At 48.0% G+C, this 15,608-nt stretch carries 14 protein-coding genes; all 14 read left to right on the top strand.

The window, feature by feature from the left end:
• Positions 1-12 precede the first annotated feature (12 nt).
• The 14 genes from yfmF to BM058_RS05650 all read left to right on the top strand — a co-directional run bounded on the left by yfmF (position 13) and on the right by BM058_RS05650 (position 15,599).
• Entirely contained in the window at positions 13-1,290 is a 1,278-nt protein-coding gene (gene yfmF, locus BM058_RS05715; protein ID WP_090926063.1) for an EF-P 5-aminopentanol modification-associated protein YfmF, read from the top strand.
• A complete protein-coding gene (gene yfmH, locus BM058_RS05710) occupies positions 1,287-2,588 on the top strand; it encodes an EF-P 5-aminopentanol modification-associated protein YfmH (RefSeq protein WP_090926062.1) in 1,302 nt (433 codons plus the stop codon). The genes yfmF and yfmH overlap by 4 nt, the downstream gene beginning before the upstream one ends.
• Positions 2,585-3,304 (top strand): elongation factor P 5-aminopentanone reductase, encoded by a 720-nt coding sequence (gene ymfI, locus BM058_RS05705; RefSeq protein WP_177195447.1) that lies wholly within the window; start codon positions 2,585-2,587, stop codon positions 3,302-3,304. Before yfmH ends, ymfI begins: the two co-directional genes overlap by 4 nt.
• Before the next feature lie 79 nt (positions 3,305-3,383).
• Positions 3,384-3,641: a DUF3243 domain-containing protein gene (locus BM058_RS05700; RefSeq protein WP_090926060.1), complete on the top strand. Its 258-nt coding sequence runs from the start codon at positions 3,384-3,386 to the stop codon at positions 3,639-3,641.
• Positions 3,642-3,798: 157 nt separating this feature from the next.
• Positions 3,799-4,575: a DUF3388 domain-containing protein gene (locus tag BM058_RS05695; protein ID WP_090926059.1), complete on the top strand. Its 777-nt coding sequence runs from the start codon at positions 3,799-3,801 to the stop codon at positions 4,573-4,575.
• A 16-nt stretch (positions 4,576-4,591) separates the two neighbouring features.
• Positions 4,592-5,563: a helix-turn-helix domain-containing protein gene (locus BM058_RS05690; RefSeq protein ID WP_177195446.1), complete on the top strand. Its 972-nt coding sequence runs from the start codon at positions 4,592-4,594 to the stop codon at positions 5,561-5,563.
• A 145-nt stretch (positions 5,564-5,708) separates the two neighbouring features.
• Positions 5,709-6,287, top strand: coding sequence for a CDP-diacylglycerol--glycerol-3-phosphate 3-phosphatidyltransferase (pgsA, locus tag BM058_RS05685; RefSeq protein ID WP_090926057.1), 579 nt, complete (start codon positions 5,709-5,711; stop codon positions 6,285-6,287).
• A gap of 22 nt (positions 6,288-6,309) precedes the next feature.
• Positions 6,310-7,536, top strand: a complete 1,227-nt coding sequence (locus tag BM058_RS05680) for a competence/damage-inducible protein A (protein WP_090926056.1) — start codon at positions 6,310-6,312, stop codon at positions 7,534-7,536.
• A gap of 97 nt (positions 7,537-7,633) precedes the next feature.
• A complete protein-coding gene (locus tag BM058_RS05675; RefSeq protein ID WP_090926055.1) occupies positions 7,634-9,244 on the top strand; it encodes a DEAD/DEAH box helicase in 1,611 nt (536 codons plus the stop codon).
• A 271-nt stretch (positions 9,245-9,515) separates the two neighbouring features.
• Complete coding sequence (recA, locus tag BM058_RS05670; protein ID WP_090926054.1) at positions 9,516-10,574, top strand: recombinase RecA; 1,059 nt, start codon at positions 9,516-9,518, stop codon at positions 10,572-10,574.
• A gap of 340 nt (positions 10,575-10,914) precedes the next feature.
• The gene (rny, locus tag BM058_RS05665; protein ID WP_090926053.1) at positions 10,915-12,480 is read left to right on the top strand and encodes a ribonuclease Y; all 1,566 of its coding nucleotides are present in this window, start codon (positions 10,915-10,917) and stop codon (positions 12,478-12,480) included.
• 118 nt (positions 12,481-12,598) lie between these two features.
• Positions 12,599-13,393 (top strand): TIGR00282 family metallophosphoesterase, encoded by a 795-nt coding sequence (locus tag BM058_RS05660; protein WP_090926052.1) that lies wholly within the window; start codon positions 12,599-12,601, stop codon positions 13,391-13,393.
• Between the two features lie 104 nt (positions 13,394-13,497).
• Positions 13,498-13,758 carry a stage V sporulation protein S gene (locus BM058_RS05655; protein WP_090926051.1) on the top strand — a complete coding sequence of 87 codons (261 nt, stop codon included), beginning with the start codon at positions 13,498-13,500 and terminating at the stop codon, positions 13,756-13,758.
• A 164-nt stretch (positions 13,759-13,922) separates the two neighbouring features.
• A complete protein-coding gene (locus tag BM058_RS05650; RefSeq protein ID WP_090926107.1) occupies positions 13,923-15,599 on the top strand; it encodes an ABC-ATPase domain-containing protein in 1,677 nt (558 codons plus the stop codon).
• Positions 15,600-15,608 lie beyond the last annotated feature (9 nt).

Here is a 15,608-nt window from a genome sequence, read left to right as displayed (position 1 = left end):
GGATAAAAAAGCATGCTTGAGGAAAAAACAGTAGACAGTCATGGTCTGGATGTCCGGATCATACCGACAGAAAAATATAAAACGACGACGCTTGTTCTGCAGATCAAAACGACGTTACAGAGAAAAACGGCAGCCGCCCGGGCTCTGCTGGCAAGTGTTCTGCAGAGTGCCACAGACACCCACCGCTCGCGCAAATCAATCCGCCGTTACCTGGATGAACTGTACGGTTCTTCTTTACACGCTGATGTTCAGCGAAAAGGCGAACATCACGTTATTTCAGTAAAAATGGAAATTGCGAACGAAAACTTCATTAAGAATGCTCCTCCATTGTTTCAGGAAAGCGTATTTTTTTTGCAGCAGGTTCTGGAAAACCCATATCTACCGGATGGGACATTTGATGAGCAGGTCATCAACGAAGAGAAAAGGGCGCTGATTCAGAGGATTCAGTCCATTTATGATGACAAAATGCGGTATGCGAATAAACGTCTCATTGAACATATGTGCAGTGGAGAACCATTTTCCGTTCATCCGTACGGAGAAGCAGAGGATGTAGAACATCTTACCGCGCAGGATTTGATGAACGAATACCGCCGCATGCTTGCCGGGGATGATATGTGCCTGTACATTTTAGGAAATGTAACAACTGATGAAGCACAAAAAGCCGTTTCAGTTTTTTCAGTCTCCCCTCATCCGCAAGATTCATCCATTTCTCCGGAAACGCAAGAGAAAAAGCAGACTGAGGAAAAAGAAGTACTGGAAACAGATGATATTCAGCAGGGCAAACTGCATCTTGGGTACCGGACGCCTGTAACATTTGCCGACGAACAATTCTCGGCGATGCAGGTGATGAACGGAATGTTTGGAGGCTTTCCGAATTCCAAATTGTTCATCAATGTCAGGGAAAAAGAAAGCATGGCCTATTACGCCGCTTCCCGCTATGAAAGCCAGAAAGGCATCATTTTGGTTATGGCGGGTATTGAACCGGGAGATTACGAAAAAGCGTCCACCATCATTAAACAGCAGATGGAGGATATCCGCGGGGGATTGTTTACCGATGAAGACCTGGAACAGACGAAAACAATGTTGAAAAATCAGCTGCTGGAGACAATGGACCACCCGCGTGGGTTGATTGAATTGTATTACCAGCAGCGCATGGCACAGCACCGGCGTCCATTTGAGAACTGGCTGAAACAGATTGAAGACGTGAACCGTGAAGATGTGACAGACTGTGCTGCAAGAACCGTACTGGATACGGCTTACTTTCTGAGAAATGAGGAGGATCATACATGAGTGAAACGCTGACATTCGAGCAGGTACAGGAAACGGTGCATAAAGAAGTACTGCCGAACGGGCTGACAGTCTTAGTGATTCCAAAACAGGATTTTCAGAAGACGTTTGCTGTTTTTACAACGAATTACGGTTCCATCGACAATCGTTTTGTACCAATCGGCAAAAATGAGCCGGTAAACGTTCCGGATGGAATTGCTCATTTTCTGGAACACAAAATGTTTGAAGACGAAAAAGGAGATGTTTTCCAGACTTTCGGGGAGCAGGGAGCCTCGGCTAATGCTTTTACGAGCTTCACGAAAACCGCTTATCTCTTTTCAAGTACCCAGGAAGTCGACAAAAATTTAACAACCCTTCTTGATTTCGTGCAGCACCCTTATTTCACCGATGAATCCGTGGAAAAAGAAAAAGGTATTATCGGACAGGAAATAAGAATGTATGATGATAACCCGGACTGGCAGCTGTTTTTCCATCTGTTGTCCTCCCTTTATCACCATCATCCTGTGAAGATAGATATTGCGGGGACGGTGGATTCCATTCAGCAGATTTCAAAGGAAGACCTGTATACGTGTTATGAAACCTTTTATCATCCCGGAAACATGATCCTCTGTGTAGCAGGAAATGCAGACCCTGCCCACACCATAGAGCTCGTGAAACAGAATCAGGAGCAAAAGACATTCAAGGAGCCGGAACCGGTGGAACGAGTAGTGGAAGACGAACCAGCTGAAGCGGTACAGCGGGTATCAACGGTTCCGATGAGCGTAAACACACCAAAATGTATGGTGGGATATAAAATTCCGGTACCGGATAAAGAGGGAAAAGCTCTTCTCCGTTATGAACTGACCATTGAAATTTTACTGGAGACGCTGTTCGGGGCCGGATCGGACGTTTATGAATCCCTTTACCGTGAAGGTTTGATTGATGATTCTTTTTCTTCGGAATTCATGCTGGAGCGCTCTTTTTCGTTTGCGGCCTTCGGCGGAGATACAAACGACCCCGACGCACTCGCCGATCGTATTATCCAGGCGGTGGAAGACGCAAAATCAACCGGTATAAACGAGAACCAAATCGAAGTGGTCCGTCGTAAAAAGATCGGCTCTTTCCTGAAACAGCTGAATTCGCCGGAGTTTCTTGCCAACCAATATACCGAATACGCGTTTTTCGGACTATATCTGTTTGATGTCATCCCGCTCCTGGAAGAAATTACGATGGAAGAGATTCAGGCACTGCTTCCGGAGTTGTTTCAAGAGCATAACCGGGCGGTATCCCGGATTACGAAAAAACAGGAGCAGTCATCGTGAAAACCGGCACACTCATTACCGGGGCGGGAGGGGCCATAGGCAGTGCTGTTTCCCGTTCCCTGGCCGGGGAGGGCGAGGTGCTTTTTCTTCATTATCATCGTTCCAGAGAAAACGCAGAACGTGTGAAAAAGCAGTGTGAAGAACACGGCAGTGAAGTGTATCTGATAGAAGCCGACCTTTCCGCCGCAGGAGGAGCTTCTTCTCTTGCGGCGCAGCTTCACGGTCCAATCGGCCGTATTGTGTACAACTGCGGCTCCGCTTCCTACGGATTGTTTCAGGATATGGAGGAGAAAGAATTGTTTCAACTTGCGAATCTTCATCTGTTAAACGCGATGTGGCTTGTTCACGAACTGCTTCCCGGTATGATTTCCCGGAAACAAGGGTCAATTGTTCTCATTTCTTCGATCTGGGGGGAGCGTGGTGCAGCGCTTGAGACAGCATACTCCGCTATGAAAGGCGGTATGAATACATTCGTAAAGGCTCTCGCAAAGGAAACGGCACCTTCTGGCATCCGTGTTAATGCCGTGGCCCCTGGTATGGTGGACAGCCCTATGATGCAGGAATTTACCGAAGACGAGCAGCGCGAACTGGCTGAAGAAGTTCCGGCAGGACGATTTGCCCGCCCCGGGGAAATAGCGGAAGCTGTATGTTTTCTGATGACTCCTGCTGCATCGTATATTAATGGACACATTCTCGATGTTAACGGAGCCTGGTGAAAACATACGCCGGATGATACATATATTTTTTCCACCGGAGCAGACTAGAAAAGAAATGTTCTGGAAGGAGGAAATAGTAATGTCGGTTATGGACAACTGGGATCAATGGAAACAGTTTCTGGACGGCAGGCTGGATCAGGCGAAGCAGGAAGGCATGAATGACAGCGTCGTGTCGGACGTGGCCTATGAAGTTGGTGAGTATCTTGCTGATTCGGTTGATCCAAAAAACGAGCAGGAACGGATTTTATCCGACCTCTGGCATGTTGCAGACAAAGAGGAGCAGCACGCCATTGCCAACATGATGGTTAAACTGGTTCAATCTGATTCATCGAAATAAATAATGCGGCAGGCTGTTTCCGGATACAGCCTGCCGTTTTATGTATGACAGGTTAGATATTGTACTCAAAATTGTAATAGTACTATTCAAACAGAAAAAAATAGCGTAAAATGACATATATCTGATATATTTGTCTGTTTTAGAGGTGGGAAGCAGCATGGAAGAGAAAAAAGAATGGTATCTTGAATATGAGATTCATCAAAACCGTCCGGGACTCCTCGGGGATATTTCTTCTCTTCTGGGCATTCTTTCCATTAATATAGTAACGATAAACGGTGTGGAAGATGGAAGGCGCGGTATGCTGATCCGCAGTTCCCGGGATGATCAGGTCGCGCGATTTCGTGCGATTCTGGGCACGATGGATAATATTACGGTGCGCAGAATGAGGGAGCCGCAGCTCCGGGACAGGCTGGCGGTTATGCACGGCCGTTATATTGAGCGTGATGCCGACGGCAAAAAGACGTTTCGTTTCGTCCGCGATGAACTCGGGCTGCTTGTGGATTTTATGGCTGAACTGTTTAAAAAGGACCGTCATTATCTTGTCGGAATACGGGGCATGCCCAGAGTCGGCAAGACAGAGTCGCTGGTGGCCGCCAGTGTGTGTGCCAATAAACGCTGGTCTTTTATTTCGTCCACGATGCTTCGACAGACAGTGCGTAATCAACTGGCCGAAGATGAGCTCGAAAAGGGACATATTTATATTATAGACGGCATCGTATCAATGATGAGAGCTTCCAGCCGTCATCAGGAGCTTGTGCACGATATTATGAAACAGCCCGCCGTCAAAGTGGTGGAGCATCCGGATATATTTGTCCGGGAATCACGGTATACACTGGATGATTTTGACTGTATGATAGAACTGCGGAACAATGAATCCGAAGAGATTACATATGAGGTCGTGGAGTCCGGTTTTTCGTCATTTGATATCAGTTAAGTGGTAGGTGGTAACATTGTCAGAGCTTGGTCAATACTTAAAAACAAAAAGAGAAGAACAGGGTATTACGATTGAAAACCTTCAGGAAATGACAAAGATACAAAAGAGGTATCTAACTGCCATTGAAGAAGGCCGGTATGATGCCCTCCCCGGTTCCTTTTACACGAGAGCTTTTGTGAAGAGCTACGCCGAAGCGCTTCGGCTGAACCCGGAAGATGTGTTCGAAACATATGGAAAGGAGCTGCCCCAGCCGAAACAACAGACGACAGACCTGCCGTCCCGCGCGGAAAAAGTCAATCCCAAAGCCGGGAAAACGGGGCGCCGCAAGTCTCCTGTACTGCCCGCTCTGCTAGGGGTTCTTTTTCTGCTTGTTGTAGCAGCGGCGGTGTATCTCGTTGTTCAGGGAACAGATCAAGGTAGTCCGGAAGGAGCTTCACCGGATGAAGAACCGGGTATTGAGATGGACTCAAACGAGGACAACCGGGAACCGGAGGGTAATCAGGAGGATCAGGAAGAAGAAGATCCCGCGTCTTCTGATTCCGATTCATCCCAAAATAATGAGGACGAAGATTCCGGAAACAACGGCGGCGAAAGCGGATCCGAAAATTCATCATCGGATGAAGAAGCCGGTACGAACGACTCGAATGAAACAAACGAGACCGTGACCCCGGAATTTGTAGAAACGGTCAACGGGAACCGCTCGATTTTTGATGTATCGGGAGCGGGAGAAATGGTGATAGAACTGTCGCTCACCGGAAATGCATGGCTTGCAGTGGAGGATGAGAACGGAAATAACCTGGAAGATGTATCCGGTCTGGAGCCGGGCGACAGCATCGAAATGGATCTGAGCGATGAGAATTACGTTCATCTTAATATCGGCAGTTCACCCAATGTGACAGTGCGGTTTAACGGAGAAATGGTCGAATATCCGATTAATACAAATGAGACTGTTCACCAGCACCTCATTTTCGATAAACAGCCCGAATAAACGAAAGCCCCGGGTTCGACAGAGTTCCCGGGTTTTTTTGTGAAAGAATCGGAGCCTTTTCGTCTCGTTTGTGCCGGCAGTATGATACAATGAAAAATGGATTTCTGCAGACGCCGTGCAAATAGAAAGAAGCGGGGGGACCTTGATGAATCTGCCCAACCAAATAACAACAGCCCGGATCCTGATGATCCCCGTATTTATGGTATTAATGCTTGTTCCTTTTTCCACGGGACAGTTTGAAATAAGCGGAACAACGCTCCCCTGGCCCCACCTCGCAGGTGCTGTTCTTTTCATTATTGCGGCGGCAACAGACTGGCTGGACGGGTACTATGCCAGAAAGTATAATCTCGTCAGCACATTTGGAAAATTTCTCGATCCGCTGGCGGATAAGCTTCTCGTAACCGCCGCGCTCCTTTCGCTGATTGAGCTGCAGCTTGTACCGGCCTGGATGGGAATTGTTATATTAAGCCGCGAGTTTGCTGTAACCGGTATGAGACTGGTGGCTGCTTCCGACGGCATGGTTATCGCTGCCAGCGGCCTGGCCAAATGGAAAACAGTGTTTCAGATGCTGGCACTGGCTGTGCTGCTTCTGCACAATGTACCGTTTGCCGCCTGGAATATCCCCGCAGGTATGATTTTCATGTGGACAGCCGTACTGTTAACCATTGTGTCGGGAGTGGACTATTTCGTGAAGAACCGCCACGTTTTCAAAGGCTCCATGTAAACAAAGAACGGAGAGGATAATCATGAATGCAGAAATCATTGCTGTAGGTTCGGAACTTCTACTTGGACAGATTGCAAACACAAACGGAAAATATCTGTCTGAGGAGCTGGCTGGAATCGGTATTAACGTGTACCGCCACACAGTCGTTGGTGACAATGAGACGCGTCTTCTTGAAGCATTCCGGGAAGCCGCTGAACGTGCTGACGTCGTCGTGGTTACAGGCGGACTCGGGCCCACGCAGGATGATCTCACCAAAGATATGCTCGCACGCCTCACCGAAAGACCGCTCGTTATTCATGAACCTACCATGGAAAAAATGAAATCTTACTTCGACGGAAAAGAAAAGCCGATGCCTCAAAACAATAAGAAGCAGGCGCTCTATACAGAGGGCAGCGATGTATTTTATAATGAAGCAGGTTTTGCGTGCGGTGTTGCACAAGTGTGGGAGCGTTCTCTGTTTCTGCTGCTTCCGGGACCGCCGCGTGAATTGAAACATATGTTTGAATACAGTATGAAACCTTACCTTCTGAACCGGTTGGACGAGCACGCGGTGGTTCATTCCCGGGTACTCCGTTTTTTTGGTATCGGTGAATCAAGTCTGGAAGAACAGCTTTCTGATATCATTGAGAAGCAGACAAATCCAACCATCGCTCCTCTCGCTTCCGATGGGGAAGTGACCGTCAGGCTGACCGCCAAGGCGCCCGACCGTCAAAAAGCGGAAGAAATGCTGGATAATGTGGAGCATGATATTACCCGCACAGCCGGCTCCTACCTTTATGGAAAAGATCAGGAAACGCTGCCTTCCCGGGTTGTTACGGAACTAGGGCGCAGCAATGATACAATAGCAGCTGCTGAAAGTATAACGGGTGGATGGTTTTCAAAAGCTCTTGTAGACATTTCTGGTGCGTCTAATGTGTTTGAAGGGGCATTCACTGTCTATACGGAAGAAGCCAAAACGAAAGTGCTGGAAATAGAACAGAGTATTCTTGATGATTTCGGAGCGGTCAGCAAAGAATGCGCGGAGCAGATGGCCGAGAAGGTTCGTGTTCTTTACGGCACGACGATTGGTATCAGTTTCACAGGAAGTGCAGGACCCGGAACACTGGAAGGAAAGGAACCCGGCACCGTATGGATCGGAATTTCGGTAAATGGAACGATCGAATCGCACCTCCTTCAACTGTCAGGGAGCCGGGAACATATCCGGCGGATGGCGGTTTATTACGGATGTTGGTACGTATTGAACAGATAGAACCGGCCGGGAATGTATCATCGTCCGGTTGAAACCAGCCCTCCCGCTGTACAAGTCAGTGGAAAGCGGGCTTCTTTAAAAGAAAAGGTGGTAACGTATGACGTATTTTGACGATTTTGAAGTAAAAGATGAAATAAAGCAGGCCGTACGGGAAATGGGATTTGAAGAACCTTCCCCGGTTCAGGAAAAAGCCATTCCGGAAATTTTAAAATCCAGGGATTTAATCGGCCAGGCTCAGACAGGAACAGGGAAAACGGCTGCATTTGGTATCCCGCTGATTAACCGTATTACTGATGAAGATCACGTGCAGGCGATGATTCTGACTCCGACAAGAGAACTTGCCATTCAAGTCTCCGGAGAGCTGCAGAAACTGTCTAAAAACTTAAATATCCGCACGCTTCCGATTTACGGCGGACAGTCCATCGGACATCAGATTAAAGCGTTGAAACAAGGGGTCCAAATCGTCATTGGAACTCCCGGACGTGTCCAGGATCACCTGCGCCGGAAAACACTGAAACTGGACAGGGTGCGCGCGGTTGTTCTTGATGAAGCCGATGAGATGCTGGATATGGGCTTTATCGATGATATTGAAACGATTCTCAAACAGATTAACGTAGACCGGCAGACCCTTCTGTTTTCTGCTACCATTCCGCCGGCAATCCGTAAACTTTCGAAGAGATATATGGTGCAGCCGACGACGATTTCAGTCAACAAAAGTGAAGTTACGGCACCGTCGATTGATCAGGTGTACTACAAAGTGCTGGAGCGGAACAAACAGGAATCCCTGTGCCGTATTCTGGACAGCGAGAACCCGGAACTCGGTATTATTTTCTGCCGTACGAAAAAAGGGGTCGCCGAACTCGCGGAAGTGCTGCAGGCGCGTGGATATCTTGCCGACGGCCTGCACGGGGATTTAACCCAGTCCCAGCGTGATGATGTTATGAACAAGTTCCGTGAAGGCACGGTCGAATTCCTCGTCGCGACAGACGTGGCAGCCCGCGGTATCGATGTTCAGAATGTCAGCCACGTGATTAACTACGATATTCCACAGGATCCGGAAAGCTATGTACACCGTATCGGCAGAACGGGACGCGCCGGCCGCAAAGGTCAGGCTCTCACGCTTGTGACACCAAGAGAGATGAAGCATCTGCGCTCCATTGAGTCAGAAATTAAAATGACCATTCCGGCGCAGAGTGTTCCTACGATCGAGGAAGTCGTCGAAAAACAACAGGAATCATGGAAGAAAATGGTAATCGATCAGTTTCAGGATGAGCAGAACCTCTCTCTGTTTGATGATATTGCAGATGAACTGCTGGCCGAATACGATGCGAAAAACATCATTCGTTCCTTGATGAAAATGAATTTCTCTACGTCTATCAATGAAACAAGTGACGGTTATCACTTTGGAGAAACAGGAGCTGCCAAGGGAATGATCCGTTTCTTTATAAATGTAGGCCGCAATGTAGGGTTGAATCCGAAAATTCTCGTTCAGGAAATTTCCGATGCTGTGGGGATCTCGGACAAGGCAGTCGGGCGTATTGATATTTTTGAAAACTTCACTTTCGTAGAAGTACCGGAAGAATCGGCTCCATTTGTTTATGAAGCTCTCCGTTACTCCCGCATTAACGGAGCTCGTGTTAATCTCGAACCAGCTAAACCGCGCCCGAAAAAAACCGGTCCTCCAAAGGAAAAAGGGGCGACCCGGTAAAACCCTGAGATAAACTGTTCAACGGCAGCGCCTTGGACAGTTTTTCCGTATCCGGCATATTCCGCTGAAAGGTTGTTCGCTTAAAAAAACGAATAAATGTTCGTCATCCCTATTGGCAAATGATCGAAAAAAAGATATGATGAACGTGGTGATAAAGGTAGACGGTCCCCGTTCAAAAGAAACAGGCACCTGATTCCTGTTACCGGCCGCCGCATCGGGGGCGGTGGTGGATTAACGGGAACAGCAGTGCATGTAAAAAGGAGAGGTCTTGATGAGTGAACGCAAAACAGCCCTGGATCAGGCGCTGAAAAATATCGAGAAACAATTTGGGAAAGGCTCCATTATGAAACTCGGTGAACAGGCGGAACGTAAAGTTTCCACATTTTCCAGCGGTGCGCTTGCTGTTGACGTAGCCCTGGGTGTAGGCGGTTATCCGCGTGGAAGAATCGTTGAAGTATTCGGGCCGGAATCTTCCGGTAAAACAACTGTCGCTCTTCATTCAATTGCTGAAATACAGCGTCAGGGCGGCCAGGCCGCTTTTATTGACGCCGAACATGCGCTGGACCCGGTATATGCCCAGAATCTCGGGGTGGACATTGATGAACTGCTTCTTTCCCAGCCCGATACAGGGGAGCAGGCACTTGAGATTGCAGAAGCTCTCGTCCGCAGTGCAGCGGTTGATATAATTGTCGTCGACTCTGTTGCCGCTCTTGTTCCCAAGGCGGAAATCGAAGGCGAAATGGGAGACAGCCATGTCGGGCTGCAGGCCCGCCTGATGTCACAGGCACTGCGTAAGCTTTCCGGTGCCATCAGTAAATCCAATTCCATCGCCATGTTTATCAACCAGATCCGGGAGAAAGTCGGCGTTATGTTCGGAAGTCCCGAAACCACGACCGGCGGCAGAGCTCTGAAGTTCTATTCCAGCGTCCGTCTTGAGGTCCGCCGGGCTGAGACGTTGAAGCAGGGAAATGACATGGTCGGGAACAAGACAAGAGTGAAAATCGTTAAGAATAAGGTCGCTCCTCCGTTCAAACAGGCGGAAGTCGATATTATGTACGGCGAAGGCATTTCCAGAGAAGGCTCTGTGCTTGATATGGGAGCGGAACTGGAGATTATTCAAAAGAGCGGAGCCTGGTACTCTTATGAAGGAGAGCGCCTCGGCCAGGGGCGTGAAAATGCCAAACAGTACCTGAAGGAAAATCCCCGGGTTACAGATACCATTGAGCAGAATATCCGGGCTTATTATCAGCTGGATACGAACAAGCCTGAAGCACCTGAAGAGGAAGACGCAGAAGAAGAGCTGCCGCTTGATACACAAAACCGTGAATAAAGGATATATAACCTCTCCCTCCGGAGGGGTTTTTCACGTCATACCGCGGGGAAGTGCGCTGTGGCAAGTCTTGACATGGTTCTGACACAGGGATACAATTAAGGGGAATGATGCTTTTCTCAGCATCATGGAATGTTTACCGTTTGAAGTGTTCTCTTTTTTTATTTAGAAAACGCAAAAATCCAAGAACCGGAACGTCAGGGCGCGGCCGATCGGCATAAGTGTCCAAAACATTCTAGCAGTATCATCCACCTCGGATGATGTATGAGTTCCGAAAACAACACACCTTTCTGCAGGATGGCAGAAAGTACAAAAGGATAGCAAGAGGAGGTGAAAAGACATGGATAATATCTTTCTCATCTCCATTTTGCTTGTTGTCGTTGCAGCTTTGAGTGGATCGATTGGTTATTTTGTTCGTAAGTCGACGGCAGAAGCTAAAATAGCCAGTGCGGAACAGGCTTCCAAACAAATTATTGATGACGCCCACCGTCAGGCGGAAGCCGATAAGAAAGAAGCGGTGCTGGAAGCCAAAGATGAAGCGCACAAGCTTCGCGAAGAAGCGGAAGAAGATCTCCGCGGGCGCAGAAATGAAGTGCAGAAGCAGGAAAACCGCTTAATGCAGAAAGAAGAGATTCTCGACCGTAAAAGCGAAACTTTGGACAAAAAAGAAGAATCGTTGGAAAAGAGAGAAGAATCTCTCGCCGATAAACAACGACAGGTGGAAGAGCAAAACAGCAAAGTGGAGGAGATTTTATCTAAGCAGCAGGAAGAGTTGGAAAGAATCTCAGGATTAACAAAAGAAGAAGCCAAAGAAATGCTCAAACAGGACCTCCAGCAGGAACTGGAGCATGATTCAGCACTAATGGTCAAGGAGTACACAGAAAAGACCAAAGAGGAAGCCGACAAGAAGGCGCGCGAAATTCTGTCTCTTGCCATCCAGCGGTGTTCTGCTGACCATATTGCAGAGACGACCGTTTCTGTAGTGAATCTGCCAAACGATGAAATGAAGGGACGCATTATCGGCAGGGAAGGCCGAAACATTCGTGCGCTGGAGACATTGACAGGTATTGATCTCATTATTGATGATACTCCGGAAGCCGTCATTCTTTCCGGTTTTGATCCAATCCGCCGCGAGATTGCGCGGACGGCGCTTGATAAACTGGTTCAGGACGGTCGTATTCATCCGGCCCGGATTGAAGAAACGGTGGAAAAATCCAGACGCGAAGTGGATGATGCCATTCGTGAATACGGGGAAGAAACAACGTTTGAAATGGGCATCCACGGTCTCCATCCTGATCTGATTAAGATTCTTGGACGGATGAAATTCCGCTCCAGTTACGGTCAGAATGTGCTGAAGCACTCGATGGAAGTGGCCAATCTTACCGCATTGATGGCGGCTGAACTTGGTGAAGACCAACAGCTGGCGAAAAGAGCCGGACTGCTTCACGATATTGGAAAAGCCATTGACCATGAAGTGGAAGGAAGCCACGTGGAAATCGGTGTGGAGCTTGCTCAGAAGTATAAAGAACACGATGTAGTGATTAACAGCATTGCCTCTCACCATGGGGACACAGAAGCTACATCTGTTATTTCCACTCTGGTTGCCGCAGCAGATACTTTGTCAGCTGCCCGCCCGGGAGCACGGAGAGAAACACTGGAAACCTACATCCGGCGTCTTGAAAAACTCGAAGAAATCGCCGAATCGTTTGAAGGCGTGGAAAAGACGTATGCCATTCAAGCCGGACGGGAAGTCCGCATTATGGTTAAGCCGGACGTGGTGGATGATGTGACCTCCCACCGGCTCGCCCGCGATATTACAAAACAGATTGAAAATGACCTGGACTATCCAGGGCATATCAGGGTGACGGTAATCAGGGAAACCCGAGCAGTGGAATATGCTAAATAAAGCGGCTTACATGCCGCTTTATTTTAATGTCTCTCATTTGTAGACAGGAAACAGACTTTCTGGTTTTGGGCAGAAATAAACCAGGATGCATCATGAACAAAGAAGAAAGGGTAATTGGATGAAACTATTATTTATTGGAGATGTTGTCGGTAGACCGGGACGCAGCATGGTTCAGGAGTACCTGCCGAAACTGAAACAAAAATACAAACCAACCGTAACAGTAATTAACGGAGAAAATGCGGCGGCCGGAAAAGGAATTACCGAGAAAATATATAAAGGGTTTCTTGAACAGGGAGCCCAGGCTGTTACACTTGGCAATCACACATGGGACAACAAAGAAATTTTTGAGTTTATCGACAGTGCATCTTCCATGATACGGCCCGCTAATTATCCAGAAAGTAATCCAGGGAACGGGTATCTTCTCCTGAAAGTGAATGATTTGGAAATCGGTATTGTCAATCTTATCGGACGAACCTTTATGCAGCCCAACGATTGTCCGTTTAAGAAGGCAGATGAGATTGTTGAAAAGATCCGGAAACGGACACCTTATATTTTCGTCGATTTCCATGCGGAAACAACCAGTGAAAAGCAGGCGATGGGCTGGTTTCTCGACGGGCGGGTGACAGCGGTGACCGGCACTCATACCCACGTACAGACAGCGGATAACCGGATTCTTCCGGAAGGTACAGGTTATATCAGCGATGCCGGTATGACAGGACCCATGGACGGTATTTTGGGGATGGAAAAGGAAGATATTATTCATAAATTTTTAACGAATCTGCCGGTAAGGTTTGAAGTAGCCGGCGGCCGGGAACAATTAAATGGAGTACTGTTTCATATAGATGACAAAACAAGCAGAACTAAAAAAGTGGAACGCATTCAGATCAGTGAGGATAACCCTTATTATGAATGATTCGCCTGAAAAAAAATAAAGAAACGTATACGGCAGGAATACGGCGGCTTTAACAGGAATATAAAAGGAAGAGGGGCATTATACCACATAAGGAGGTACTACAAATGGAAGTATTAAAAGTTTCAGCAAAATCCACTCCAAATTCCGTTGCCGGCGCATTAGCAAACGTTATCCGGGAAAGAGGTGCTGCCGAAATCCAGGCTATCGGAGCGGGTGCCCTTAATCAGTCCATTAAAGCGGTAGCTATCGCACGGGGATTTGTGGCTCCAAGCGGTATCGACCTGATTTGTATTCCTGCCTTTACTGACATTCAGATCGACGGCGAAGAACGAACGGCTATTAAATTAATTATAGAGCCAAGGTGATTGTAAGCCGAGGCTTTCCGGTTCCGCTTCGGCCTGGAACCGGTTTTTTTGTGTACCTGCTGCTTTTTTTCACTAAAAAGTCAGCATCCTGTTTTTTCAACGTTTTATCAGGAAGGCTCACGGAAATATACAAAAAGAAAAGAATGAAGGGAGTATACCTTACGATGCAGCAATTGACGCAGATTTTACAACGAATTGATAACAAAGGATATAAAGCCTATAACGATATAAAAGGTTCGTATTCATTTGGAGCTTTTACCCTATGGGTGGACCATGTACAGGCCGACCCATTTGCCAGCCCCTCCCGCATTAGAGTTGTCATGAAAAGAAGCAGTCTTGGACTTGGTACGGAGTGTGATGAGACAGAAGCACGAGAGACAGCAGCAGTCGATTTCTTTGCCCGCAAAGTGCAGCAGCAGTTGAACAAGGATGAACAAAAGAAAGCGATTGTCATTGATGGTCCCGGCCAGGAAGTGATGGACCGCACAGCTGTGGCGCTCAGTGAGAAGGAGCTGAGTATCCGTCTTTCTCTCCATCTGCCCGCCAAAGGTCGGACGATTCTTGGAAAACAGGCGCAGCAGCGATTGACAAAAGACCTGCCTGAGATTATCGATAAAGCGGTAACCCAATTTCAGAAAGAAGAGCTGCAGCAGCACCTGGAACTTGCCGACGACCAGCAGGCGGTTCGCCGTTATCTGAATGAAAATGGATATATCACGTTTGTTGCCAATGGTTCCATTCTGCCAAGACAAAGTGGAATCAGCAACAAACCTCTGCGTGACAGCGGGGTTGTTCCTTTTCATTCGCCGGAATCGCTCGAAGTGGAAATTGATCTTCCGCATCGCGGGACCATCAAGGGGATGGCACTGAAAGAAGGCATAAATATCATCGTCGGCGGTGGCTATCATGGCAAGAGTACACTGCTTGAGGCGGTGGAACGAGGAGTGTATAACCACCGCCTTGAAGATGGAAGAGAGTTTGTTCTCACCAATGATTCATCTTGTAAAGTCAGGGCAGAGGACGGCCGAAGCGTGTCCGGTGTCAACATATCTCCGTTTATATCCAACCTCCCAAATGAAAAAGATACCCGCTCATTTTCGACCGACAATGCAAGTGGAAGCACGTCCCAGGCTGCCGGCATTATGGAAAGCTTGGAAGCCGGGACACAATGCCTGTTAATGGATGAAGACACGAGCGCAACCAATTTCATGATTCGGGACGGCTGCATGCAGGAACTGGTAGCTAAGGAAAAAGAGCCAATCACACCGTTTATTGATAAAGTGAGAGCTCTTCATGAAGAACACGGGGTATCCACGATTCTTGTTGTCGGCGGAGCGGGTGATTATTTCGATGTAGCCGACCGCGTTGTCATGATGGAGGAATACCTTCCAAAAGATGTAACGCAGGAAGCAAAAGATATTGCGGGACGCATCGGTTCGGACCGCAGGAAAGAAGCGGGAACCACTTTTGGAGACATTACACCGCGGACGATACAGCTTACAAGCTTTCAGGCCCAGAAAGGGAAAAAAGAGAAAGTGGGCGGAAAAGGCCTCTACACAATCATGTACGGCAAAGATAATATTGATGTATCCGGCGTGGAACAGCTCATTGATTCAAGCCAGACCAACGCCATCGCCGAAATGATCCGCCACGCTGTGCAAGAACTTGGAAAAGAAGCAGTTCTGGAGGACATTTTGTCATTTATCGAACGGGAGCTGAAAGAACAAGGTCTGGATGCCGTATCGCCGTTTCAGGGGCAGCACCCTGGAGACCTGGCCAGGCCGCGCCGATTCGAGCTCGCCGCAGCCATCAACCGCTACCGTCCCGTAAAAGTGAAATAATACTAAAAC

Source organism: Salibacterium qingdaonense (genome assembly GCF_900114715.1).
Taxonomy (GTDB): domain Bacteria; phylum Bacillota; class Bacilli; order Bacillales; family Marinococcaceae; genus Salibacterium; species Salibacterium qingdaonense.
The sequence above is the reverse complement of the archived record's forward strand: the minus strand, read 5'-3'. Positions and strand labels throughout refer to the sequence as shown.